Origin of the sequence: Lysinibacillus sp. GJ-1, from assembly GCF_021166035.1 — a bacterium.
Lineage (GTDB): Bacteria > Bacillota > Bacilli > Bacillales_A > Planococcaceae > Lysinibacillus > Lysinibacillus sphaericus.
The window spans coordinates 3,786,465-3,813,027 of record NZ_CP088912.1 but is presented as its reverse complement, the minus strand read 5'-3'; the positions used below and the strand labels follow the sequence as shown (position 1 = coordinate 3,813,027).

The 26,563-nt window shown below is 36.5% G+C and carries 21 protein-coding genes, 1 pseudogene and 1 riboswitch; of the genes and pseudogenes, 16 read left to right on the top strand and 6 right to left on the bottom strand.

Annotated features, from left to right (window positions below; genetic code table 11):
* The first annotated feature begins 68 nt into the window (after window positions 1–68).
* Window positions 69–365, top strand: a complete 297-nt coding sequence (locus LO754_RS18905) for a hypothetical protein (RefSeq protein ID WP_108031011.1) — start codon at window positions 69–71, stop codon at window positions 363–365.
* 96 nt (window positions 366–461) lie between these two features.
* Here the strand turns inward: LO754_RS18905 and LO754_RS18900 are convergent, their stop codons facing one another.
* Window positions 462–6,266, bottom strand: coding sequence for an NPCBM/NEW2 domain-containing protein (locus tag LO754_RS18900; RefSeq protein WP_231785017.1), 5,805 nt, complete (start codon window positions 6,264–6,266; stop codon window positions 462–464).
* A gap of 205 nt (window positions 6,267–6,471) precedes the next feature.
* Window positions 6,472–6,558, bottom strand: a riboswitch (cyclic di-GMP riboswitch).
* 273 nt (window positions 6,559–6,831) lie between these two features.
* On the opposite strand from LO754_RS18900, the gene LO754_RS18895 reads away from it, so the two are divergent.
* The 3 genes from LO754_RS18895 (at window position 6,832) to LO754_RS18885 (ending at window position 9,790) form a co-directional block, all read left to right on the top strand.
* Window positions 6,832–7,830: a hypothetical protein gene (locus tag LO754_RS18895; protein ID WP_231785016.1), complete on the top strand. Its 999-nt coding sequence runs from the start codon at window positions 6,832–6,834 to the stop codon at window positions 7,828–7,830.
* Between the two features lie 237 nt (window positions 7,831–8,067).
* Window positions 8,068–9,102 (top strand): ABC transporter permease, encoded by a 1,035-nt coding sequence (locus LO754_RS18890; protein ID WP_231785015.1) that lies wholly within the window; start codon window positions 8,068–8,070, stop codon window positions 9,100–9,102.
* Window position 9,103: 1 nt separating this feature from the next.
* Window positions 9,104–9,790 carry an ABC transporter ATP-binding protein gene (locus LO754_RS18885; protein WP_231785014.1) on the top strand — a complete coding sequence of 229 codons (687 nt, stop codon included), beginning with the start codon at window positions 9,104–9,106 and terminating at the stop codon, window positions 9,788–9,790.
* A 310-nt stretch (window positions 9,791–10,100) separates the two neighbouring features.
* Here LO754_RS18885 and LO754_RS18880 read toward each other — a convergent pair whose 3' ends face one another.
* The gene (locus tag LO754_RS18880) at window positions 10,101–10,550 is read right to left on the bottom strand and encodes an AraC family transcriptional regulator (RefSeq protein ID WP_024364203.1); all 450 of its coding nucleotides are present in this window, start codon (window positions 10,548–10,550) and stop codon (window positions 10,101–10,103) included.
* Window positions 10,551–10,737: 187 nt separating this feature from the next.
* On the opposite strand from LO754_RS18880, the gene LO754_RS18875 reads away from it, so the two are divergent.
* Window positions 10,738–11,379 (top strand): hypothetical protein, encoded by a 642-nt coding sequence (locus LO754_RS18875; RefSeq protein ID WP_231785013.1) that lies wholly within the window; start codon window positions 10,738–10,740, stop codon window positions 11,377–11,379.
* A gap of 94 nt (window positions 11,380–11,473) precedes the next feature.
* Here the strand turns inward: LO754_RS18875 and LO754_RS18870 are convergent, their stop codons facing one another.
* Window positions 11,474–12,391: a 3-hydroxyacyl-CoA dehydrogenase gene (locus tag LO754_RS18870; RefSeq protein WP_325032961.1), complete on the bottom strand. Its 918-nt coding sequence runs from the start codon at window positions 12,389–12,391 to the stop codon at window positions 11,474–11,476.
* Between the two features lie 459 nt (window positions 12,392–12,850).
* Here LO754_RS18870 and LO754_RS18865 point away from each other — a divergent pair, with 459 nt between their 5' ends.
* Window positions 12,851–13,909 (top strand): S-layer homology domain-containing protein, encoded by a 1,059-nt coding sequence (locus LO754_RS18865; protein ID WP_231785012.1) that lies wholly within the window; start codon window positions 12,851–12,853, stop codon window positions 13,907–13,909.
* Window positions 13,910–13,985: 76 nt separating this feature from the next.
* Here the strand turns inward: LO754_RS18865 and LO754_RS18860 are convergent, their stop codons facing one another.
* On the bottom strand, window positions 13,986–14,672 hold the full coding sequence (locus tag LO754_RS18860) for a ZIP family metal transporter (protein WP_229389871.1): 687 nt from the start codon (window positions 14,670–14,672) through the stop codon (window positions 13,986–13,988).
* Between the two features lie 220 nt (window positions 14,673–14,892).
* Entirely contained in the window at window positions 14,893–15,801 is a 909-nt protein-coding gene (locus LO754_RS18855; protein ID WP_231785011.1) for a MerR family transcriptional regulator, read from the bottom strand.
* Window positions 15,802–16,018: 217 nt separating this feature from the next.
* Here LO754_RS18855 and LO754_RS18850 point away from each other — a divergent pair, with 217 nt between their 5' ends.
* The 3 genes from LO754_RS18850 (at window position 16,019) to LO754_RS18840 (ending at window position 20,216) form a co-directional block, all read left to right on the top strand.
* A complete protein-coding gene (locus LO754_RS18850; protein ID WP_231785010.1) occupies window positions 16,019–17,326 on the top strand; it encodes a globin-coupled sensor protein in 1,308 nt (435 codons plus the stop codon).
* A gap of 232 nt (window positions 17,327–17,558) precedes the next feature.
* The gene (locus LO754_RS18845; protein WP_036205485.1) at window positions 17,559–18,266 is read left to right on the top strand and encodes a tryptophan-rich sensory protein; all 708 of its coding nucleotides are present in this window, start codon (window positions 17,559–17,561) and stop codon (window positions 18,264–18,266) included.
* Window positions 18,267–18,524: 258 nt separating this feature from the next.
* Entirely contained in the window at window positions 18,525–20,216 is a 1,692-nt protein-coding gene (locus tag LO754_RS18840; RefSeq protein WP_231785009.1) for a GNAT family N-acetyltransferase, read from the top strand.
* A 122-nt stretch (window positions 20,217–20,338) separates the two neighbouring features.
* On the opposite strand, the gene LO754_RS18835 is transcribed toward LO754_RS18840, so the two are convergent.
* Window positions 20,339–20,935, bottom strand: a complete 597-nt coding sequence (locus tag LO754_RS18835; RefSeq protein ID WP_231785008.1) for an NUMOD4 domain-containing protein — start codon at window positions 20,933–20,935, stop codon at window positions 20,339–20,341.
* A gap of 209 nt (window positions 20,936–21,144) precedes the next feature.
* Here LO754_RS18835 and LO754_RS18830 point away from each other — a divergent pair, with 209 nt between their 5' ends.
* The 7 genes and pseudogenes from LO754_RS18830 to LO754_RS18800 all read left to right on the top strand — a co-directional run bounded on the left by LO754_RS18830 (window position 21,145) and on the right by LO754_RS18800 (window position 26,470).
* Complete coding sequence (locus tag LO754_RS18830) at window positions 21,145–21,351, top strand: helix-turn-helix transcriptional regulator (protein ID WP_024364213.1); 207 nt, start codon at window positions 21,145–21,147, stop codon at window positions 21,349–21,351.
* Window positions 21,348–21,653: a hypothetical protein gene (locus LO754_RS18825; RefSeq protein WP_227665378.1), complete on the top strand. Its 306-nt coding sequence runs from the start codon at window positions 21,348–21,350 to the stop codon at window positions 21,651–21,653. Before LO754_RS18830 ends, LO754_RS18825 begins: the two co-directional genes overlap by 4 nt.
* 22 nt (window positions 21,654–21,675) lie before the next feature.
* On the top strand, window positions 21,676–22,146 hold the full coding sequence (locus tag LO754_RS18820; protein ID WP_108031007.1) for an SACOL1771 family peroxiredoxin: 471 nt from the start codon (window positions 21,676–21,678) through the stop codon (window positions 22,144–22,146).
* 145 nt (window positions 22,147–22,291) lie between these two features.
* A pseudogene (locus LO754_RS18815) lies at window positions 22,292–22,921 on the top strand (sugar transferase).
* Complete coding sequence (locus LO754_RS18810) at window positions 22,890–24,068, top strand: glycosyltransferase family 4 protein (protein ID WP_231785007.1); 1,179 nt, start codon at window positions 22,890–22,892, stop codon at window positions 24,066–24,068. Before LO754_RS18815 ends, LO754_RS18810 begins: the two are co-directional and overlap by 32 nt.
* A 1-nt stretch (window position 24,069) precedes the next feature.
* Window positions 24,070–25,743, top strand: coding sequence for a GNAT family N-acetyltransferase (locus LO754_RS18805; protein WP_231785006.1), 1,674 nt, complete (start codon window positions 24,070–24,072; stop codon window positions 25,741–25,743).
* A complete protein-coding gene (locus LO754_RS18800; protein WP_229387530.1) occupies window positions 25,724–26,470 on the top strand; it encodes a hypothetical protein in 747 nt (248 codons plus the stop codon). Before LO754_RS18805 ends, LO754_RS18800 begins: the two co-directional genes overlap by 20 nt.
* Window positions 26,471–26,563 lie beyond the last annotated feature (93 nt).

The window sequence follows — 26,563 nt, the reverse complement described above, 5'->3', positions numbered from 1 at the left end:
TCGGTTTAAAATAAAAGTAGTAAAATATAAAAAATAAATTTTCACAGCATTTTATGGAGGTGCAGAGTATGAATTATGTTAGGGTCGAAATAATTGATACTGTGGGGTTAAATCCAAGGGAAAGAAAAATGTTGCAAAATACGGTGTTAAACTTTGTTGCGATGAGCAATGCGTTAATTTTGAAAGAAGATGTCGTGATGAACCCGTTGGAACCCAACAACGAAAATATTGGGGTTATCCTAATTTATGCCAAATCACTGAATGAAGAACAGTGTAAGACAATAACAGAGGCATTGTCCAATCGATTCACCACGTATTTTAAAATGACTGAGTTGGATTTGGAAGCGCAAATTAGCGTTTATTGAACGATGCGACGTGCAGTCTTTGTATATAAGCTAAAACGCCCACGGGAAAAATCCGTGGGCGTTATTTATTAGATTATTTATGCTAAAGCACAATGCTTAATTTTTTACATAATAAGTTAATTGAATCCGAGTGTCTTCGTTTAATTTATAAGAGATGATGAGCATATATGTGCCTTGTTCTTCGTGTGAAAGATCGATTGTAAAGTGGTCTGTATTTGGTGTAAGTTGTTCCACATCTACGTAGATTTCTTTCATTGTTTTCGTATTTCTTAGACCGATTTGATAAGGGTTTAAGTATTGACCATCCAAACCTTTTACTAAGTTCTCAACCGTCGCTATTGGACCTGTTAAGCTTGATACTTCCACAACTTGGGGCTGCGCAGTGATAGTATCCAATGCACCTAGACTTTGCAATGGTGAGAAATCGGTAATACTATTCGCCGAAATATCGAGAGATGTTAAATTTTTAGCATATTGTAAGCCGTCTAGATTTGTAATACGGGCATTGGGTGCATGTAGACTAGTTAGTGTAATCATATCACCTAATGTGATTTCCCCAGACAGCCCCAATGTTTGCTGAATTGCCTGTTTAAGATTGTTATCTGCAATCGGTATGATTTGAGTAAAGTCAATAGCGATAAGGGCAGCTTTAGTGCGTGTTAATTCCTCTAACGCTTCATCGATTTGTGCTTGAGTTGCTTGAGGGTTGGCAAGTACTTCCTCAGCTTTTGCTATACTCGCTTGTAATGCTTGAATGGACTCCGCTATATAGTTTTCTATAGGAATGGCTTTGGCATCCTCTAGTGCTAGCGTTAATGTTTGCGTAAAAACGCGCTCTGCATTAGCGAAATGTAATTTAGTATCTCCCCATGAAGCATGGTCTGAACCGTTGCCATTGCCGCCATCAGTTACGACCAGTTTTAGTTCTTTGGCCTCTGTGATGCTTACTTCAATGTATTGTTGAGGGTCTCGCGATTGCATCAAGCCACTGTCAAATTGCTTCTCTCCATCAACAAACACTTGGAATGTAACAGAGCCAACCGTACCGTACATTTGACGGTCTACACCAACAAAGGCAGTAAAGAAATCGGCATTTTTATCGCTTAAATCATAGATAATTGTAGAGTTTGAATGGGCGCCAATACCTCTTTCGTATGCTTTTTCACGACCATCATCACCTGTTAGACGAATGGCATTGTGACTAATAGAAACATCTTTTAATGGTGCTGTATAGCTGTTTTGTGTAGAGTGCCATTGAAAATCAGTTAAGTAATGATAATCATCCATGTTAACTACTGAAATCATGCGTTTTTTCGATACTTTATTGCCATCACTGTCGACAACCGTATACGTAATGTCATAACGGCCAGCGCGATCGAAGTTTACTTGATCTAAGCCCGTTACTTGTACTTGAGATGTTAAATCGCCATCTTCAGCATCAGTTGCCACATAGCTATCGTCCATGGTAATAGGTGTTCCAACTTTTGTTGCGATTGATTTTGCAATTGTTAGTTCTGGTATCCCGTTTGATACATAGAACTTAGCATCAGCAAAGTTAGCGTGATCGGATGCATTACCATTGCCAGAGTCATGTGCAATCAGTTTTAACTCGTTAACACCTGCAAGTGGAACTCTTACTAATTTTGCTTCTGTTTGATATTTCATCACGCCGCTGTTATATATTTCTTGTCCATCAGCAAGTATTTTAAATGTTACGCTAGAGTTAGTGTTTTCAGCTATGTTGCGGTCAATGCCAACAAGTGTTTCGAAATAATCATAGTATTTGCCTGTTAAATCGTAAACAATTTCAGAATTCGCATGCGTACCAATACCTTTGGCAAAAGTTTTTACTTCACCATTCGTTAATACTTTAATTGAACCGCCTGATGATGCTTTGTCTTTGTTGACGGTACTATACGCAGTTTGTGCCGATTGCCAACCGATGTCAGAGGCGAATTTTTCGTCGCTATAAACATAGACAGTTCTTGTTGCTGTGACGACATTATGATCACTATCTGTTACGGTATAGTCGACGTGGTAAGTACCTGTTTTCTTCGTATTAAAACCGTTGGCAGTGACTTGGATTTGATTACTAACATCACCATCTTCGATATCAGTTGCTGTTACATCGCTTAGTAAATCGAAATCACTGTTTAATTTCACCATCGTCAAATCTTCAGGTAGCGTTAAAGTAGGTTGACTCGAGTCTTTACCGAACTTAGCATCAGCCCAAATCGTATGGTCTGAAGAATTGCCACTATCATTGGCATCTGTTGTAATGAGCTTTACTTCCTTTGCTCCTGTAACAGGGATATGGATGTAGCCGTGATCTGTATTTGCTTTGAATACATCACTGGCAAATTTCTTCTCGCCATCGACCCAAACTTCAAACGTGGCAGATGAAGCTTTGCTTTTTGCCACTTGATCAATACCGATGTAACTTTCAAAGAAGGTAAAGCCTTTACCTTCTATGTTATATACGATTTCTGCGTTTGCGTGTGCACCGAGTCCTTTGGCATACGTTGCCTCAACACCTTGTCTTAATAACGTAATGGTGCCACCTGCAACAGATTTATCTTTTTGTAATGAACCCCAACCAACTTTGGCAGAGCTAGCTGTCATATCAGAAATATACTGCATATCACTTACGACATTGACAGTCATAGTTTTTGTTTCTTGGATGCCTTCATCGTTGATTTCATAGACAACTTCGTAGATTCCTTTTTTTGTCATATCTACTGTGTTCGATTTAATAACGACCGTATTCGTGATATCTTTGCCACTATAGGAAATTGCTTTAACATAATCCATAGGATTGAATGTTTGATGTAGCTTGACTGTAACCTTATCTTCAATAGATAGGGTAGGGGTAAATGCCTTTACTTCTACTGGTTGAAGTGCAGTTAATTGTTTATCATAGCCAACAACCTTGTACGTGTAATTTTTTGTACTATCGATATGTTGATCGATAAATTGTTGAGTACTTGTAAAGCCGATTAATTCATTATCTCTAAAAATTTCATAACCTAAAAAGTCATCTTGCTTTTCTTTATCAACGGATAAATAGAGCGTATTTGTTTTGGTAGCTTGGTTGGATGCCAATGTTACGTTTACTGCTTTTCCTTTCAAACCATTCCCTTTATAGTCGACCGCACTATTATTTAAATACCATATTTTTTTATCTGGTTTTGGATACTTACTTGTTTTTGCTCTTGTTTCGTCCGTTACGACAAAGCCATGACGAGCAAAGTGTTCACTTAAATCTAAACCGAGCGCTTCAGAAGAAAACTCGACTAAATATTGTTGTTTAGAACGTTCGCCATCTGTTAGCGTGACATTTTTTTCGCGGTAAAGAGCGTTTAATTTTCCCCAATAGCCAGGGCTATACATTTCAAGTTGCCAGTAAACGGCTAGTTTTTCAAACAAACCTTGATCGTTATAATCTTTTGTGTTTTCTTTCAATACGTTTTTATAAACGTTCGCTTCATATGGAATGCGTCCATCGATTTTCCCGTAAAGTGCTGACATATGCTGTGGAAGCATATTGTTTGTTACTTCGCCGATTGTTCGTACACCTATATCCATACGATGACCGATTTCATGGATAAGCCCCCATGAACCGCCTTTTTCTTCTATCGGAACTAAAATATCAGCCACAACATCATCCAGTGTGCCAATATGATCGCCAGCTGCATACATGTACGCATAAGGCTGTGCAAGTCGTACGTTTTCTCTTATTAATTTTGGATCATGTTTTTCACTGCGCCCATCTAAACCGTAATACTTAAATAATTCGTCCATAAGGCGATTATACGATTCAATGGTTTGGAGCGGGCTATAGCCATTTTCTATATAGGTTTTGTAAGCACCTGTTGCAGTACCTGTCCAAAATAAATGGTCACCAACGACTTCTACAATATCAAGCACTTTGCGATCTTCAACATTTGGATGTTTCGCTATATCTTCATCAATTTTTTTCTTATAGTTGATTAAAAATTGTTTGAACTCCTCTACGTTTGTAGACTTTGTTGCAAATGGAATTCTCTCAACACCTTCGAATCTTAAGGTCGGTGCTTTACCTTGCTGTTCCGCTGTATAAGGATTTTCAATATAGATTGTGCCACCAGGTGTAACGGCCTTCTTATTATAAGAAGTTTTAGGGATGGCAGGAACAGTGATGACGTTTTTACCGACTTTTAAGCTGACACCTTGTCGCCAACTATTCCAAGCACCTTCTTGTTGTGAAAATGCCAAGCGTGGTAACGGACCAGTTGTTGATGCGTCAACGTAAACGGTAATTTGATCACCCGGTTGGGCAGCAAGGCCAGTTGGTTGTAAATTGTTACCGAAGCCGAATTTCAATTGTTGATTGGCATGTTTGACCATATCCCCGTGTTGCTCGGCTACTATAATTCTTCCTTCTGTAACCACTTCACCGTTCATTATTTTTTTAGCTAATTCGATATTGTCTTTATAAGTAGCATATAGTGGATGTGTTTTCGCTTCTTCTTCTAATGCGTTCATATGTTCGATGCTGTTGAATGCAGGGGAAACTGTATTCATCGTTCCGTCAGTAAATAACTGCGCCATTTTATCGTCTAATGCATCTTCTTTATAGAAGGCTAATTCACAAAGTGTTGCCCAATTTTGATTGGATTTAGTGAATTTAAATTTCACCCGTTTAAATGTCGTCGGTGCAAATTTTGCCTCTACTAATCCTGCGACCATGTTATGTTTACCTGTTGAGACAAGTTCATAGGTTTCGCCTTTTGACGTTTGGGAAGCGTAAATTTCAAATTCCTCGGCAAAGCCTTTACGGTCAGAAGGTCTTGCTCCATAAATAATACGATTTAATGTAACAGGTTCTATAAATTCAACTTCTACTTCATTTGAGAATGTAGCTGTGTTGCTTTTATTTGTTTCCCAATATGTATGAACATCGCCATCGATGGCATTTTTGATAACGGCGCTCGCATAGTGTCCGCCATTGTTGGTAATTTCTTTAATGTTTGCCTTATCCATTCTAAATAACTTTGAATACGCTTCGTTGGCATAATGGCTAAATGACGAAGTTAGTGCAGTTGTCGCTGTAATTTTTTCATTGCTTAGCAGTGCTTTCGCATTGTCAATATCTTCTTTGAATTGTACGTAGAAGGGGTGGCCTTGGGTTTCGACCTCTAATTGATTGATAGCATCTATGGTGTTGAATTTGTCACTTACAGCGCTCATTGTATTATCTGTAAAGAGTGTCGCCATTTTGTCAGAGACAGAATCTTCTTTATAAAATTGAAACTCGGATGCACTTGCCCAATCTTGGTTTGCTTTCGTAAAAACAAATTTTAGTCGTTTAAATTCTGTAGGGTTGAATTGGATTTCGACGATATCTCCAGTAGAACCTGTATATTGTCCTGATGAAACGAGTGTAAAATCATCGCCTGTATCTGTAGTGGAGCTATAAATTTCAAACTGCTGTGCAAAACCTTTTCCTTTTGTAGAAGATTGACGAGCTGCATAGACAATTCGATTTAATGTAGATGCTTCATGGAACTGAATGATCACTTCATTAGTGAAGGAGGTACTATTGGGTTTCCCTGTTTCCCAATGGCTGTTTATATCACCATCAATCGCTTTATCTATAGTAGAACTTCCATATTTTCCGCCGTTGTTCGTAATCGATTGAATGTTTGCTTTCGCTATTTTAAATACGTCATCGTATGCTTTTAAAATATCTGTTCCGTACAATTCAAATTTTTTCACCGAAGCGATGGAATAATTAGTACGAGCTTCGGCTGAAGTTTTAACTATATCTCCACTTGGATTTTCAGTGGCTAAAACATTCATTGGACCACCGACTAAATTTAAAGCAAGGGCAGATACTGTTACAATCTTTACTACTTTCATCTAAATTCCTCCTTAAGCATTTTTCTTACAGAGTACATAAAAAAGCTACTCAAAAAAGAGTAGCTTTATTTTAAATAAGGCAATCATAAAAAATCCCACATTATAATAAATAGCACTAAAAAATGCCTTTCGTAAATTATATTAATATATAATTATCAGTGGGTTGTGTGTTACGTCCTTACTAAACAAAAAGTAGTATGTACTCTTCGGCAACTGGCAGACATAGTTATTAAAAACCTTAGTCCCTATAGCTTTGCGTCCCTAAATTTCTTTAGGTTTGCCTATTCAATTTTCTACAATAAAGAATAGCATAAGGAAAATCATTGCCAAAGTACAATTTGCACTATATTTTACCACCTATAATTCGGGTAAAATGGCGAGGTTTTTTTTATTGGGCGAAAAATAATGTCATTTAATGGTGGTTCATTTGTTATGTGTAAAAGACTTTAGTAAGAGAAAAATGGTTTATCTGTAAACTACTTATGTCATGGGTACTGATATTGAAAATATTTACAATAGGTGAAATAATAGATTTGATACTATTTAATGAAAGGAAATGGTCTACATGTTATATAAATTAAATAAGTCCTCCTGGGATTATGAAAAGGTAAAAAGAGTGAGTCTTGATGCGATTGGTTGGAAAGAGAAGGATTTAGAAAGGTTAGTATCTAAACATCTGCAAGATTTTATTTCTAGCAAAGATTTAATGACAATATTTAACGAGCGTCCAAGACAAGAAGAACCCGATATTTTAGCAGTTGATAAAGATGGCGATTTATATATATTTGAATTGAAAAGATGGGGTTCAAATCAAGAGAATTTGCTACAAGTATTGAGATATGGTCAATTATTCGGTAATAGTAGTTACGATGAGCTCAATGAAAAATACCTCAAATATAGCCAAGGCAATATATCGTTAATGGATGCCCATAAGCAGTATTTTGATAAAGATGCAAGTAATCAAATTACCCAAGAGATGTTTAATAATAAGCAACATTTCATTGTTATGACAAATGGCTTAGACCAACAAACGGTAGAAGCAATTATTTATTGGAAGAAGAACGGTTTGACTATTGATGCCATTGTCTACTGGATATTTGAAGTGAATGGTGAACATTATATTGAATTTAATATGTATTCGCCAATTGAAAGTTATTTAGAATATGAGAGTAGCGCCTACGTTTTAAACACGAATCATAACAATAATCCACTAACGACAGATGAAATGTTAACTGGAATGAAAGCAGCGGCTTATCATAAAGGATGGCAAGAAAAAATAGAAAAGATTCAAAAGGGCGATATCGTATTCCTTTATAAAAGCGGCGCTGGCATTGTAGGATACGGAAAAGGTTCCGGTAAATATAACAAGCAAGATTATAATGGCTATGCTAATGCAGAGACAAATACACCTTTACAAGATTTTTGTATATTAAAACGTCCATTAAGTGCTTCTGAAATGAAAGCTATTTGTGGACAAGGTTTTAACTTTAGACAAACGATGTTCTCAATTAGTGAAGAAAATGCCAATAAATTAATGCGAGTAATTCAAAAACATTACTTGTAACATTTTAGGAGCGATATTCTAGCCGTTTAGCGTTACCGCGGTTAACGAGCTTCCATCACCATTTACACAATCTTCTACGTCATTATGCGTAGGAGGTTTTTTATTTTTGTTTGAATAGCAAGCGGCAGCGATATTGAACTGTAATGTTTAGTTCATCTTCCGTTCATTTTCAGTTCATGTTGTGTTCATGTTGACTCTATATTCTAAGAATGTAAAAAGAAATAGGAGGGGTTTAAAATGAACCTAGCTTTAAAAGAAATGAAGAAAAATAAAGTGCGATTTGTGATTTTAGGTTCGATTGTTTTTCTGGTGAGTTTATTAACCTTTATTATTTCGGGTTTGGCAAATGGATTATCGCAAGACAATGCTGCGCTTATTAAAGATTTGCCAGCGGGGCAGTTTTACATGAATGAAGATGCAGATGAAACATATAATCTGTCTAGAATAGATAGCAGTACCCAAGATGAAATTTTAAGCAAACAAAAAGATGCTGTTGCCTTTTCTATTCAAATGGGCTTTATCAATGATAAGGCAGGAAAGCAACAAAGCGTGGCATTTGTAACAGCTACCGATTCGCCGTTATTTGCAAATGTTAAACATGAAGAAATTATTTTAGATAGCTCATTAAAGGATAAAGGTATACAGATAGGCGATACAGTAACGAACAATCAGTTTAGTGGCAAGTTTATTGTAAAAGATTTTGTTGAACAAAAGAAATATAGTCATGCGCCAGTTGCCTATATTAGTATGGAAGATTACCAAGAAATTTATCGAGTTAAAGAAATGCAATTAGTGTTTACACCAGATGGGGATGCCTCACAAGCGTATACAGGATTACAAGCTTTTTCAAAAAGTGATTTTTTAAATACGATACCGAGTTATAGCGCAGAACAAATGTCTCTTAATATGATTGTCTGGTTTTTAGTTGTCATTAGTGGCATGCTGTTTGCAATCTTTTTCTATATGATGAACGTTCAGAAGATTGGCTTATACGGTATTTTAAAAGCAATTGGTTTAAAAACAAGTAAGTTATTCAAAATGATTTGGACACAAATGATTGTGATTACTGTGATTTCTCTGCTGCTATCTATTACACTAAGTCAAGTTTTTAATCAGTTTGCACCACAAGGAATGCCATTTAGTTTAAGTTTTGCTACAATAACGCAATTGTCGATTGTATTCCTTATTATTGGATTTATCGGGGCTACCATTTCAGGGATCCAAATTAAAAAAATTCAACCATTACAAGCGATACAACAAGGAGAGGTCTAATATGACACAATTTACAATGGAGAATGTTAGAAAAACGTTTACAAATGGTGAAGTGCAGGAAGAAATATTAAAAGGCATTAACCTGACCCTGAAGGAAGGTGAAGTAACAGCATTAGTGGGAGCTTCAGGTTCTGGTAAAAGTACTTTGCTAACGATTGCAGCAGGTTTGCAACCTACAACCGATGGGCAGGTAATCTTTGAAGGGAAAAACATGACGACATTAAGTGCAGATCAAGTTCGACAAGTACGGGCAAGTAAATTTGGCTTTGTCTTTCAATTTGCACATTTAGTTCCGTTTCTTACAGTAGAAGAACAGCTCCTGCTGATGTTGGAAGTATCTGAAACGCCATTAAAGAAACACGAGCAGCAAAGAGAGGTAGAGCGTATTTTAAAATTAGTAGGGATGGATCATCGCAAAAATGCCTATCCTTCTTCATTATCAGGTGGGGAAAAGCAACGAGTTGCGATTGCCCGAGCGATTATTCATAAACCGAAAGTGCTCTTTGCAGATGAGCCAACAGCAAGTCTCGATTCGAAACGGTCGAAGGACGTAATGGAGTTAATTCGAAATCTTACTAAAACATTAAATATCACGATGTTAATGGTTACACATGATGAAGAAATGCTTATGTATACAGACCAAGTCATTAAAATGAATGACGGTAAAATTTTGCAAAATGTAAATTAAAAAAATGCGCAGAAAGTGTTAGATTGATTAGCTTCAATCGAACACTTTTTTGCTGCGCCGTTGTTGTCCGCTACGGCGGTGCTTTCCTTTCGCGACCGTCGCTAACGCGCAGAATGCTCGCGTCTTATATCGTGTGCTGTTCTGAGCTAGAGTCATCGCCTTCGCTCCCAACTACTAGTGAACACTTCTAATTTTTTATTTTTGCAAAAGCATTAATGGCTAAGTTCGTATAATAAAAAATTTATGAACATCTTTCCTCTGTCTCTTATTTTGCAGTAAGCGTTAATCCTGAGAAGTCAATTCGAATACTTTACTGAATCGGAACTAATATTTCGCATAAATGATTATCAATCATTTGCGACGTATATCTTTCAATTATTGGTTCTTGTCTCATGATTAGCTGATGTTGCTCGATTTCTGAAAAGACAGTGCTCCAAAATGTGCTGATTGCTTCTTTAGTATGGTCGAGCAAGAAAACAGCGTATTTCCCGCCACTAAATGTACCAACATGTGCAGGTTTTGACACATGGAAATTTTCATGAATCATTATGCCAACATCATAACGGCATTGCTCTTTAGGTGTTATTTCGGGATTATCTTGCGCTATGCCGAATATGGCTGATTGGTTCAACAAGTCATTTAAATGTGCCCATTGTTTAAAAGACTCCATTAACCCTTTGTTTTGCCGTTCACCATATTGACCAACGTTTCTAAAAAAGGCAATTTTTGAAGCGGGTAATTCTTCAATTGTGATTTTCATTGTATCGTCCTCCTTCTTTAGCTAAGGTAATATGATTAAAAATGTTTCTCAAGAACTTTTTTAAAAGTAATGAAATGTTTTAATTCTTCCGTATTCTATTATTCAAAGCAAATTTGCAAGAACCCATTATGTGGATGATGGCATTTTTTATGTTTTCTATGTCATACCTTCTAATTAGGGGGAATGCATGTTGAGAAAAATAGTAATGTTTGTTGGTGTATTGCTAGTAGCTATAGTTACTTTTAACCTTGTCGACAGGCTTTTAGCAGCCGATACTTCAGAAAATAAAGAAAGGCAGGGTTCATTCGTTAGTCAAGAACAATTAAGTATGGCTACATTGAAAGATAAGTTGCGTGCAATATATGTTGGAGTAGATGTGAAAACGACACCAAAGAAAGAATTGGTGTTACAAGTTGTTGCGGACGAAGATTATTTTAATTTGGTAACAAAGGATATGGAACCGATTGCCAAAAGTGTAATAGCAAACTCTCCATTTATGGACTATACGCTTGTTTTTGAACGCTGGGAACTAACCTCACGGGATGAAGAGGATATCAATCTCGTTAATGGGGTATCCAATTTTATTAAAACGATTGTGGAAAGTCTTGAAAGTTATACAGTATTCAAACATGTAACGACGGATTACCAGTCTTTCATTACTATCCAAACGACAATAGATAGTTCTGAGAAAGACGCGGAAAAATTAGCGCTGGAGATGGAAGAGACAGTTTATGAAATAATTAATTTTCAAAACCGAAATGAGCAATCTCAGAAGCGTACATATGACATTAAAATAGTGAGTGCTCAGGGAAAAGTATTAAATCAATAAATGGTGAAATTGTGTGGGTGACAGGCACTAAAAAAAAGCCGTAACATGCGCTAAGTGCGACATGTTGCGGCTTAAATTGTATGAGTGACAGGCACTAGCTTTTTAGGAAATCGGGTTTAGCGAAGCTTGGGTTAGGGTATTGGTAGAAGCCTTCACCTGTAGCTCGTCCTAATTTACCTTTATCGATATACTCTGTTTTCAATAGGTTAGCTAATTTTTTCATGTTTTCATCCCCTGTAGCGGCAGCTTTTGCTTCTACAATGTTATGGGCTGTATTAATACCTACAACGTCTAAAATAGCAAATGGTCCAAGAGGAGCGCCAGTACCAATCATCCATGTTTTATCAATTGTTTCAGGGTCAGCTACTTCTTTCACTAATAGCATTTCTGCTGCATCTAAAAATGGCACTAATAAAGAGTTTAAAATATAGCCAGGCTGTTCTTTATATAAAGGTAGTGGTACCATGCCGATTGCACGTGCAAATTCCACCACTTCATCAAATACTTTCATATCTGTACCTGGGTGTTTCATAATTTCAGCAGTATTGTTTACCCAAATAGTATTAGCAAAATGTAATGCTAAAAATTTCTCTGGACGCCCTGTTGCTTCTGCAAATTGGCTAGGTAATAAAGTCGATGAGTTCGTAGCAAAAATTGTTTTTGCGGGTGCAACTTTACCAAGGTTTGTGTAGAATTCAGTTTTAATTTTTACAACTTCAGGAATAGCTTCGATAACTAAATCAGCATTTGCTACAGCATCTGCTAAATCACTATTAAATGATAGACGAGCGTAAGCAGCATCCACTTCTTCCTGTGTGGCACCTAAATCGTGCTGGTACAATGGTTTTAACTTTGTAATACGCTCTTGCGCATTTTTTAAAGCTTCGTCATTAATATCGTATACAGTAACGTTAAATCCTTTAAAAGCAGACTGATAAGCAATCTGGCTTCCTAAAACTCCGCTTCCTGCTACAGTAATATTTTGATAATTCATCTGACTTCCTCCTCTGATAATGTTACATCGATATAATAGTTTCGTTACAAAACGATTTCCTTGTTACACTCCCATAGTACTGCTTCCAACGAACTAAAATCAAATAATAAACTCAATTATTATAATGATATAAAAATATGTCTGATTACTATAAAAAATTATCTCCTTAGAGTATGTGCTGATGGGGAATAAAAATAACGGCTCTACCATTTTTTTTTGATAGAGGTCTCTGATACTAGATGAGTACTGTACAAAGGTTGTTATCGTGAGTTGAAAGGACTATACAAGATGAGTAGTTATCCCTTTAGTGAATAAATATATTAATCAATTAGACTTATGTAACTAATTATTTAGACGGTGAATTTAGTTTTTGAAATATAGGACTTTATTATAATTTTGAATAATTTACATATATTTATAGATTTGTTAACAGATGATTTAGTACACTAAATTTATGAATTGAAAGGGGAAAGAAAAATGAAGAAAACGATTTTAGCTGGAGCTTTAAGTATTGCTTGTTTTACAGGAGGTTTTGCTACACAAGCACAAGCTCAAGGCAATGACAATATTGCCAATATTATTCATCCAAATCAGGTTGTTGTAGCAACAAACCAAGCGCAGTCTATGTCTTATCAAGATATCTACAAAATGCTATTACTTTCAGAATTAGGTATTGACAATCCTGATAATATGACTGTAGTAACAACTAAAAATAGCATTACTTTGAAAATTTCACTAAAGGCAGTAATGGATAGCTATTCAGATGGGTCAAACTTATATCCTGAGGGTGAAAAAGAGTTTAAAGAAAACTACGAAGAAATTAAAAAGCTATTTGGTGATGCTATGCAAATGCGCTTTATTCAATCTGGTAATAGTTACAAAGCTGAAGTTTATGCAGAAGGGAAATGGCAAACTGCAAGTAATAAAGATGTGAATGATTGGTTGACAGTATTAAACCGTGCAGATTTTGATCTTAAACCAGGTGGTTATTTTACAGATGCAATTGGTCACTGGGCTGAAAACTATATCCAATTACTTTATCAAGCTGGAATAGTGACAGGTGTTACGGATACAACGTTTAATCCGAATGGTCAAGTAACACGTGGACAATTAGCTGCAATGATTTTCCGTGCTTCAGGACTAGATGTTAATGAAGATTATGAAGGTCCAGCTACATACAAAGATATGCAAGGCTTCTGGGGGGCAAAGGAAGTAGCGATTTTACAAGAGTATGAATTACTCGAAATTTTTGATGGTGAAAATTTTGAACCAAATAAACCGGCTACACGTGAGGAAATGGCTCATGTAACGGCAAGCTACTTGGAATCAGTGGAATTCGATGTAGAAAAGGCTAATAAAAATAATACTTTTACAGATAAAGGTGACATGCGTCAGGAAGCGGTAGCATCGATTGGCTTATTACAGCAATTAAGAATTATTGAAGGCGCAAATGGTAAGTTTAATCCAAAAGGCAATTTGACTCGTGCGCAATTTACGAAAATCTTATCGCTTACACTGATGACAGTAAATAAATAGTAAGAGTAAAAAACCACTTTGCTAAGGCAAAAGTGGTTTTTTTACGTGCCAGTCACCGAAACAATTTTGACACAATTCATCCTGCAAGTACGTGGAACATATAGCTTAAAAAATAGCCTAATAATATATAGGTGAGAAAGGCTTTACAAGTGACTGTTTGTACATGGTGCAAAATAAACTCTGAAATACTAGCCGTACCGATTAATCCGATTGATAAGCCCATTAATATTCCTTGTGCTCTTATTGTTAAATCCCAATACTGACCAATTAAAATAAAAATGATAAAGAAAATGGAGAATCCGATGAAATAAATAAATAGCTTCCATAGCTTTTCACTTTGTGAGAGAAAAGCTGTTGTAAGTGCAAATCCTTCAGGAAGATGATGAAGAATAATGGAAGCTGTGATCGTTATACTTAATGCAGAGTTTCCTAGTAAATTACCTACTGTAAGACTGATTGGGATTGTATGAATGACCATTGCAATGGCAAGCAAGGAAACGGAGGGATTTTGATAATTAGTCGGGTGAAATAAACTACTAAGTAGTTGAAAAACTAAATAGCCGATGAGAATGCCTAGTATGATGCCAAAAGACTTGTACATTTGAAATGAGGATGGAATGATGTCTAGTATAAGCAATCCCACTAAAAATCCGCCACATAATAACGATAAGCCTTGGGTTGTATGTTGAAAAAGCTTAGAGAAAACCCAAGCAATTGTTCCTCCTATACTCACGCTGAAAAAAAGAAATCCTCCAAGTATCATTGCACTCAACTGCGAAATTCCCCCGCCCCATTATAATCTGAAGTCCGTTTTACAAAATATATGCAATTCAAGGGTTTATATGAGGATACGCTGTTAAAAATATACAATCTCACTATCTATGTAGAGCAGGAAAACATTAATTAGCAAATAAAAAGTTACAGCTCGTACAAATGAAAAGGAGCAGTATCAAGCTTCCCTTCCATCTGTAGACCGTATAAGGTTATTGGAAGACTTCTTCAATCGTTTGAGCAATTTTAATAAAATGTAAGTCTTTATCTTTTGTATATTCGATTGCGCCAGCTCCACCTAAATAAAATTGTATAGCTGGATACTTTGAAGCAAAATCCTCTAATTGCTGTAAGAGAGCAGGGTGCATTTCAAAAGGCATAGTTGTTAGAGCGGACAATATAACAATTTGAGGCTGAAACTTCGAAACGAGCGATTCAATTGCCCCTAGTGCAGGTGAGCTCCCTATTAAAAATGACTTCCATCCAAGCAACATCGCTTGTAAAAGCAAAATATGGAGTGGGACTTCATGATATTCCCCTGGTAAACATGCCCCCATAATGAGTGGGGCGTTGTCTTTATATTGATAGTTGCGTCTAATCTGTACTAAATAATCTCGGATCACCATCGTGATAACAGCTTCCTGATATTCTGACCATTCCGCTTTTTCCCATCGCATACCTACTTCATGTAACAAAGGAATAACTACAGTCGATAGAAATTTGGGTAAGCCAAGCGCATAATGGGCATCTTGAAGAATTCGGTTAATTTCAATTTCGTCACAATGCGCCCCTTTTTCTAGTAGAAGAAAAACATAATCGTTCATTTCGTGATGGATAGTTGGAACAGGAATTGGTTTAGAATCTGATTCTTGTTCTGGCTCCATTGTTTTGACAACTGTGGCCGCTTGTTTTATAGAATATCCTTGTTCGGATAGTTTTCGTACCTTTAGTAGTATTTGAATATCTTGTTCTGTGTAAACTCTATGACCGTTGTCTAATCGTTTTGGTTCAACAAGTTGATAGCGTTCTTCCCATTTTCGAATGACTTGCTTAGAAAGACCCGTTACTTCAGAAACTTGTTTAATATTATAATGCCATGTTGTTGAATTGACAGATGTCATTGTTCGTCAACCCTCTTTCCAGTTTGAAAAGTATCGAATTATCATAACAATTATACTGTAGATTTATCAAGTGGAAAATTTAAACCTATAGCTCTATTTTAAACGATAAAACATAATTTGTATAATTTTTGTATAACTATTATATCTAATAGTTTGACAATATTTAATTTTTCATGATATACAGGTACTAAACAATTATGTGATTGAGGTGGAGAATGTGGCGAAATGGTGGAAACGGAAGTTAGAAGCCTCTAAAGATGAATTATTTAGGTTGGAAGATGGCTTTGAACCAGTTATTGAATTGTCTACTATGCCAGAGTTAGAAAAACAGATGGTATTAATAGGGCTTAAACGAGAAGATTTCTACATAATAAAAGCATGTCAGCCATTTGTTCGCGACGGTATCGAAGAAGTAACGGCTGTATTTTACCAAAACATACTCGCAGTTCCATCGTTGCGTAAAATCATTGAGGGGCGTACCCAAATCGATCGCTTGAAAAAAACATTAGGGAACTATTTAATTGCAATGTTTGATGGAGCTTTTAATGTAGAAGCAATTGAAAGAAAAAGAAAGCTAGCTCGCATGCATTTTAAAATTGGTCTAGAGCCAAAGTGGTATATGGGTACTTTTCAACATATCCAAGAAGCAATCATCAATTTGATTGTGAAAGAGATGACAGCACCTGCTCTTCGTGAGCAAATTATGTTAACCATTTCAAAATTAATTAATCTTGAAATGCAAATTGTGTTGGAAGAATACGAAAAGGAAAACGTTAAAATAAGAAATGATCAATACAATCACATTAAAAATGAGTTAAAACAAAAAATATCTTTAATCAGTCAAGATTTGGCTAATTTAACTGAAGAAACAAATTCGTCTATTGATGAAGTAGATGTGCAAACGACGATGATTGCACAAATAATTGAAAGAAATGTCGAGACTGTTCATCATATTAATCAAGATGCAGATGTTGGTAATCAACATGTCATGAAGTTGGAACAAGAGATGCGCCATATATATAACCGGACAGAAGAAATGGGCACATTAATCGGCAACTTAAAAGAGTCTTCGGATCGTATTATTGATATTGTTTTGCTCGTCAAAGCCATTGCAGATCAAACCAATTTGCTTGCCTTAAATGCCTCTATTGAAGCGGCAAGAGCAGGTGAACATGGTAAAGGATTCGCGGTAGTTGCTCAGGAGGTACGCAATTTAGCTGAACAGTCAAAACAATCTGTCGAGGAAATTACGAAGCTTGTTCAAACATCTACCTCTTTAACGATGCGTGCAGTTGAAATGATAGATCGTATTGAAGAAAGCGTGGCAGATGGTGTTGAGGCTGCTGTTGAAACACAATCGAAATTTCACGATATCCTCCAAGCTATTGTGGAAAATGAGCGATGTATTGTACAGGTAGAAACGGATGTAAAAAATTTAGAAAAGGTAATTAGCTCTATTGGGAACGAAACACGCACTGTTGCCAGTACAGCTGATAGTTTATATCAGACAGCCATGCATTTGTAATTAACACATATGCTGATAGATTTTCACTAAGATAGAACGATCTCCAACTGTAGATCATTCTATTTTTTTATGTCCTTGAGTAGAAACGAGCAGTATCTGTTCATCATGGACTGTTTTAAAAGTAGCCACTACAGGTATAAAAGGGGAGAGCGTGTTTTTAAAGGAAACATGTATATCAATAATTAAAAGGCTATATAGTACCTTATATAGATAAAAATAAGGAGGGGTGGCTATGAAGTGGGTTGCACTGTTAAGTTATATAGCAATGATTATAATCAATGGTTTAGCAAGTACAATCGGTATTAATGGCAAAACAACAGCGGAAATATCCAATCAAATAGAGGTACTTTTCACACCAGCAGGCTATGTTTTTGCCATTTGGATTGTGATTTATATTGTTTTGGGAATATGGATTTTTATTCATTTCTTTTCGAAAACAGAAAATCAGGAGACCGCCATTATCAATCTTGTTACATTAACGTGTCTGTTTAATATTGCGTGGCTTTTATGTTGGCATTATGCATATTTCGTATTATCCATTGTAATGATGGTAGGTCTCCTTATAAGCTTAATCTTGATATACAGTAGTTATCCAAAAGGGGATACTCGTTTTGCAGGAAGATTACCGTTCTCGATTTATTTAGGCTGGATTAGTGTAGCCTTAATGGCGAATATTAGTTTTGTACTGAAGTATTATCAATGGAATGGCTTTGGTATCTCTGAAATATGGTGGACAAATTTATTGCTCTTTGTCGCTACATGTCTTGCTATTTATATACGCACTGTAGAAGTGGATGTTGTGTTTCCACTAGTTATTATTTGGGCTCTTATCGGCATTGCTGTCAAAAATGGAGTGGATGCAGGAAGTTTATTTTATATGCCTATACTGTATAGCGTAGTGCTCTTGATATGGATTTTTGTAGGAAAGCGGAAAGAGTAAGACGGTAACAGCCATCAACGACATAGCAAAAAGTGTTAGATTGATTGCAGTTAATCTAACACTTTTTCGCTTTTGTCCCAGTCTCTTTCATTCATTGGATTATGATCAAGGACCGTGCTAGTTGTTCTAATTTTGTTCTTATATGAATATAGTGGCTACTAAGTGCTGAAATAGGATGCGAAGTGTAACACTAGAAAATAAGCGTTTGGAAAGAACGTGATGCTTTGTTATTGAAGGCAAAAAGGAGTGACTACACACGTGCTAGAGTATAGACTCGTGACAACGATTGACGAGCTTGAGTCGTATAAGGAAACTTGGACTAAGATACTTGAACGTGAAAAGAACGATAATCCATTTATAGAGTATGGTTGGGTGTCGACGTGGTGGTCGATACTTGGGTGCGAAGAAAATGTGGAAATTTACGTAGTTGAGCATAGTGGAGAGCCCATTGCATTTTTTCCATTTGTTCATGCTATTCGATTTGGTGGCATTCATCAATTTAGCTTTTTAGGACAAGGACTTGCTTCTTATATGGAGGTGATTTCCGAAAAAATTTGGAAAGAGCGAGTGGTGCAATATTTATTAAAAGAACTGATAAACCAATATAAACGGGTTCTTTTCTTGTTCCATGGTTTGCTTGAAAGTAAGGATACTTCTCAGATTTTAGAAAAGTTTACTTTAGAACGACAATTGCCCCATTCAATTTTTCGTGTGGTCACACCTTATATAGATTTTAGAGCAATTGAATTACCGGATTTTTTAAAGAAGCATAAGCGTAAATTTAAAAGTATTCATCGTCGAGAGAAAAGATTAAAAGAATATGGTCAACTTACGTTTCAAAAAGTTGATGATGGAAATTTAGATAATATGTTTCAGTTGTTCGAAAGAAGATGGCAAAAGAAAGTAGATACAAGTGGATTTACAAAGGAGCGGACGCGGGCATTTATTGAACAGCTCGCAAAACAACAAGATGCAGCACTTGCTTTAAAAGTTCATCGGTTGCAATTTGAAAATATCTGGATTGGCTTTACAGTAGATATTTGCTGTCGAGGTAGAAACTTTTGTCACACAATGGGGCATGAGCCGGATTTCAATATGTTCGGACCTGGACGATTGATCGAGAAGGAAAATATGCTGCAAGCACATAGTACAAACTTACAACTATACGATTTTGGCAGTGGCTACGAACCGTATAAGTTTGAATGGTATACTCATTTAGATTTTACAAGAAAATTCATTATGAGTACGACAGGTATTAGGGAACGACTATTTCGAAATGCAATGGTGCTCCATGAAACGGTTTTAACAATAGTAAAAGCAAATCGCAGAATGGTTGAATGGAAACGTAATACATTAGGAGAAATGCGATACTGGTTGACAAAGGCAACTTTGCACGAGTGGTTTTCAATGCTAAAATGTAGGGTTCTTAGTGGACGGGTATTTCATATTTATTATTTACAGACAAAACGAGGTCATAACAAATCGAATTTTCGTGAAATCTATATTCAATCCTTACTGGAACACGATAAGCGTTCCGAGCTCCTTATGCATTATTTTAAAGGCTATAAACTGTACGGACAAACCAATCAGGAAGTCGCTTATTTGCGACATGATCAATTGATTCGTGAAGAAGCAATTGGATTTATACAGGAGTTGCCACCGAATACTACATATATTAAAAATTATGAACTACCGAACCTCCAAATAATAGTCGGGGAAGTGCAACGGGAAGAGCGAGCAATTTGTACGTCTGCCAATTGGTTTGAATGGCGGAAACGTAAGAAGTTGTCAGCATTGGGATTTCAAAAGGTAGAACGTGTATGGGTCAATCAATTTTTAAAATGGAAAAAAATATATCGTCAACAGGAAAAATGGGAAAAATATTTGTTGAAACAAGGGCATAAATTAGAGCATATTTGGCATCTAGCCATACTTTCCTTACTTATATAACAAAAAACCTTAGCATCTTTTTATCGATGCTAAGGTTTTTTAGCTTGTCTAATTTTAATTGTAACTGTCATGCTGTAATGCAGATGATATTTTGTTAACGTAGTGTATTAGCAAAAATCAAATTAAAAGTGAATGCCAGGTTTGTCAATTAGCTTACAGCCTGTGCCGTATTTCGCTTTTAAGGCACCTTTAAAGTGTGTTTGTTCAAGCTCTGGGAATGTCTGCTTCCATAGTTCGAAGACATTATGATTTGACGCTGTGCCGTCTTTTGTTAGGCGGACAATATGAAAACCGTATTCGTCATTACAACGAGCGAGTGGACGATTTTCTCGCACTGTCATAATTCGCCCGCTTGCTGTTATTTCATAGAGTCCTTCATAGCCTGCAATTGCACGGCTTTCTTCATCTAAATTAGTTGTTTTAATAACTGCCTTGTTAACAGGTTTTTGTTCTTTAGCAGGCGCTTCGGGCTCCTGTTCCTCTGGAAGTTGGTCAACGACAATAAAATCTTTATTGGAAGCTTTATCGCTCATTGTTGCCATTACATTCATAATGGAGCCTACATAATGTAATGGTTTGTCGCTACCTTCTTCATAGACAAAAATATTATAGTCAGTTTTATTTACCTTTTTCATAATAATGTTTCCTGTCGTAATCGTAAAACCGATAAATTTGTTTTTATTTAGTGCTTGTAATGCTTGTTGCTTTGTTAAAGTCATTATTAATTCTCCTAAAAAAATGTTTTTTCTATTTTACCATAAAATTAGTAGTGCTGTTTTCTAATGCTTGTTGCAATTGCCCATAGGAAAGAAAAATGCGAGAATGCAGTTTGGAAAATTTAAGAAAAAATATGTAAAGGGTGCTTTACAAAATAAAAAAAGTAAAGTACACTTTACGTAAAGTTAGCTTTACATAGGGGTGGTGAAAAATGGAACAGCGCATAAAAGAGCTGAGGGCTTCCTTTGGTTGGACACAGGAACAACTATCCGAAAAACTAGGTGTTTCGAGACAAACGATTATTTCGATAGAGAATGGTCGTTATAATCCGTCTTTAGAACTGGCGTATAAGATTGCAAAATCATTTCAACTAAGTATTGAAGAAGTATTTATTTTTGAGGAAGGTAGTGATGAATGATGACTTTGGAACAAATGCTAGGTTTACTTGGTATCGTATTAGGACTTTCAGGCGGTGTTTTTGGACTTTGGTGGGGACGTAGAATGGCTGCACGTAAAAATGGGCTAGATGAAAGATATGAAAAAATTACAGTTCATTCACTGGCAACTGGCTGGAAAATAACGATTATCTCCATTTATCTGCTACTCCTTTTAGTGATTCTTGGTACGCAGTTTTCTACTGCCCAAGTATTAGGGATTCTGTTATTCATTCATATGGCAGGATGGGCATTTTCAACATTGTATTATAATTTAAAGTTTTAGAGTTGAAGGGGGCAAATTCAATATGCAACATAAGTTTAGTATGAATTTATCTTGGTCACAAGGAAGAAATGGTACAGGCAATTTATCAGCCACTCATTTGAAAACACATGTATCTATTCCTCGGGAAATGAATGGGCCAGGAATAGGAACAAATCCGGATGAGATGTTATTGGGTGCTTCCGCAACGTGTTATTTAATCACATTTGCCGCTTTACTTGAAAATTCTAAAATTCCTGTCGTGACATTATCAATGGAGGCAGAAGGATTTGTCGACGTAACGGATGGTGTTTTTACATATGAAAAAATTATCCACAAACCGAATGTCAAAGTAGCTCATCTAACGGAGCGTGAGGAAAGACGTATTAATCGATTAGCATATAAAGCAGAACAAACTTGTATGATTAGTAAAGCTTTAAAGGGAAATGTGCAAATTGAATGTCACCTTCAAATTGAACATACGACTGATGGTCAACCATCCACCTCAACGATTTAATGATGAAAGGAATTATGCTAGAAGTTTTTCTAGCGTAATTCCTTTTGTCATTTTTACATAGTATTTACTTGGACTGAAATAGTTCTATAAATGGGCGAAATGAATATATAAAGTTAAGCACTAAAAAAATGAAAAGGATGATGTATTGCACGTACAGACAGCCGAGACACTCACATTTTACGGTCAGTATGGAAAACGAATTTTTGATATAGTAGGGGCACTTATTTTATTGTTTTTAACAATCCCTCTTATGATAGCTATTTTCCTCCTATTACTTATTACTACTGGACGCCCCATCTTTTTCAAACAAATTCGAACGGGATATGATCATCAGCGTTTTATCATATGGAAATTAAGGACCATGTCCATACAGGCAACACCTGTCAATATGCCTGTGATATGTACAGATGGTATACCAGATGATTACTATTTTAAAACTGACCAAGATACGCGCATTACAAAAATTGGAGCAGTTCTTCGTAAGTTAAGCATTGATGAAATTCCACAACTTCTCAACGTATTAAAAGGTGATATGAGTATTGTTGAAATTTTACTGAAATTCCTGCAATTACAAATAGCTATAGCGCATTACAAGCACGTCGTTTAGAAGTAAAGCCAGGTTTAACAGGGCTTGCCCAAATTAACTTCTAATATATCGCATGGACAAAAAATTTCCTATGACCTTCACTATGTGGACCATGTAACTTTTTGGATGGATGTAAAAATTGTTGTGAAAACACTTTTTGTCGTACTGGCCAGAACAGGTGCTTATTAAAAGCAGGAGGTGGAGGATACTGAAGATTGTTCAACTAATAACACGTATGGATAAAGTAGGTGGCGCTCAAAAGCATGTCGAAGCGCTTGCCATAAAATTAAAGCAAGATGCTCATGAAGTGACGATTGTGACGGGGAGTTATGATCCATCATTATGGCGCTTACAAGAGGCGCAAATTGAAGTCATTCGTATCCCAGCCATGCAGCGAGCAATACATCTGACAAAAGATATGCAAGCGCTGTGGCAATTACGAGCAGCTTGTAAAAAAATTCAGCCTGATATTATTGCGGCACATTCTTCTAAAGCAGGTGCCATTGGACGTGTTGCCGGTCGTCTTTTACGTATCCCAACAATTTTTACTGCGCATAGCTGGAGCTTTACAGAGGGTGTGTCGCCAAAAAAACAATTAATGTATCGTCAGCTTGAAAAAACTGTCCAACCATTGACAACAAAAATTATTACTGTATCTGATTATGATCACAAGTTGGCGCTAACGAAAGGAATTGCACCCGCTCATAAAATGCAGACCATTCACAATGGGATAGAACATTTAGAAAGCGTAATGGCACCAAATAGAGTACGGAATGAACAGCCTCAGCTTGTTATGGTCGCTCGCTTTGAGATACCGAAAAGACAGGATCAATTGCTAGAAGCTTTGTTGGCGTTACGTGACATCCCTTGGCATCTTCAATTTATTGGAGATGGTTCTTTGCGACTGTCATTAGAAAATTATGTGAAAGACAAAGGGTTATCAGAGAGAGTGACCTTTTTAGGCAATCAATTGGATGTCACAACATTACTTGCTGAAAGTCAAATCTTTGTATTGTTATCCGACTGGGAGGGCTTGCCTATTTCGATTATCGAAGCAATGAGGGCTGGGCTTCCCATTATTGCGACGAATGTTGGTGGAGTGAATGAGTTAGTGACTGATGGTGAAAATGGATTTTTAATTCCTCGTAACGATGAAAATCAGAGCCTATTAATAAGAAGGCTAAAACAGCTTTTAACAGATAAATCACTTTGTGAAAAAATGGGCGATGCAAGCGAACGCCGTTTTTTACGTAACTTTACGTTTTCGCCTATGTATCAAAAGACGCTTGATATTTATGAACAAGCTATTTCAAAGTTTGCTAAGAAGGGTGATTAAATTGCAATTACTTCGCATTCGAACGGACGATGAACTTGTGCTTTATAAGGAGATATGGGATGACATTTTAGCGAATGAACAAAATGATAATCCATTTATTGAATACGCATGGTTTTATAACTGGTGGATCACGATAGGAAGAAAAGAACGAGTGGAGCTATATGCTGTTCAAAAGAATGAGGAAATTATAGCATTTTTGCCATTCACGGTAAAAATGCTTTGGGGAGTGCGCATATATGCCTTTACAGGTGAAAAAATAGCCCATTATACAGGAATCGTCGCAAGGAAAGAGTGGCAACTTTCTGCCATTACGTTCGTATTTGATGAACTTATGAAAAAGCACCGCCACGTATTATTTTCATTTCATGGATTACTAGAAAGCAAAGAATCAACAAAAGTAATCGAACAGTATTTTGTTGAAAAGCAATTACAACTTCGTATTTTTCGAGATGTAACACCGTATCTCGCCTTTTGCGAAGTTGATTTCGATAGCTACTTTAAGGAAAGGGAAAAAATGCATGATGTCGAACGTCGGAAAAATAAGCTGCGAACATTTGGCTATTTGCGCAAGAAATCGCCTGTACACGAAGACCTAAGAGCATTATTTCAGTTATACGATAGATGTTGGGTAAAAAAAATAGATACGAGTGGCTTTACAGAAGGAAAGAAAAAAGATTTCTTTGAAAGGCTTATGCTCCTGAAAGGAGAAGCAATGCAAGTCGAGGTAGATGCTCTTGCTTTTGACAATCAATGGCTCGCTTTTAATTACGGTATTTGTTGTCGGGGACGTTATGTAATGTATGCAAGCGGTTATGAGCCAAACTTTACAAGTTTTGGGGTAGACCATTTGCTGAATCAATCCACAATAAAACGTATTTTTACAGAAAACTACCTTTTGTATGATATGAGTACTGGCTATGAGCCCTCTAAATTAGCGTGGCGTTCTGGCATTGATTTTACAAGGCGGCTAGCGGTCAGTAGTAACACGAAGCGTGCCAAGTTATTATTTAGACGATTAGTATGGAAGGAACGCATAAAGGAAATGTTGCGCAGTAATCAACGCGTTGTCAAATGGACACGTCATACGCTTGGTCATTTACGCTATTTAGTAAAGTATGGGAAAGGGAAAGATTGGCTAGAATATGGACAACAATTCGTTGAAAAGTTTGTTCGTTTAAAGCGCGTGGAATTGTACGAGTTATCCCCAGCTGATCGGGTAATACCACAGCAACCAGTAGGAGAGTTATTTGAGGAAATGACGATTCAAGAGGCGATACAAATCGATCAGGAAGAGCTTATTTCCTTATTGTCTAAGGGATATACCATCTATAAAGATTCCTTTGCTCAAACGAGTAAGCCTGCTTTTGCTTTACATACGGAAACTTTACGTGTGGATGCATTGCAAATTGTTGAGCCGTTGCCAAAGCAAACCTATTTTTTAACTTATGATCTCTATAAAAATATCGACATTATCACAGCATATATTCAAAAAGTAAAACCAGATAAAACACTGTGGATAACGGCAAGTTTTTGGCAATGGCGTAAGCGAAAACGTCTACAACAAATAGGCTATAAACGTATTTCTCGAATGAAGCATTTTAAATGTGCTCGTTATGAGCGCAATCATGTAGAAAATTACACAGAGAGTGGGGGCGATGTTCATTCTATCCATTAGAAGTAAGCGATGGAATATCGCGATGCAGCATATTTACTTTGCAGAAAAGCTAGCAAATACTAGAAAGCCGATGAAGTTAGTTTGTCACACACATTCACTTGTTCCAAGTCGTAAGTTGATTAAACGTGAAGCCGTTCATATTCGATTAACAGATCATGAGTACATGATGTTGAGTGCACTGTCGAAAAACACTCGAAAACTATTGCGTCGTGCACAAGAAGAGTCCTATCAAGTTTTCTTATATAAAGAACCTTCAGAGGATAATTTACGAGCATTTCAACAGTTTTATAATGAGTTTGCCAAAAGGAAAAAAATCGACCAAATAAATAAACCTCAAATGGAAGCGATTATGCTATTAAATCAACAACAGGCTTTGTTATTGTCAGAGGTGCGAAGTATTTGTGGACAAACCTTATGCTATCGACTGGATATTGTCCATGCACAAAAAGCGATGTCCTATTATGTAGCGACTTGTCATGCTAGCGCATTACCTACACATTTAAAACGTCCTATGCGCTATGCGAATCGTTTCTTGTTATGGCACAATTTTATGTATTTAAAACAGCAAGGGTTCGTTCTATATGATATGGGTGAGCTAACAGATATCGAAACGGTTCGTCAATTTAAATTGAGTTTCGGTGGACAAGTTGTAAACGTATATTCTGGTTACATCGCACATTCGAGAATAAGTGCGTTGTTATTGGGCGTGCAAAAGTGGAGAAAATAGCAAGCAAAGTAAATCATGGAGGGTTTGTTATTTCCTTGGACTTTGAGCTAAATTGGGGTGTCCATGATGTATTTAGGTATGGGCAATATAATA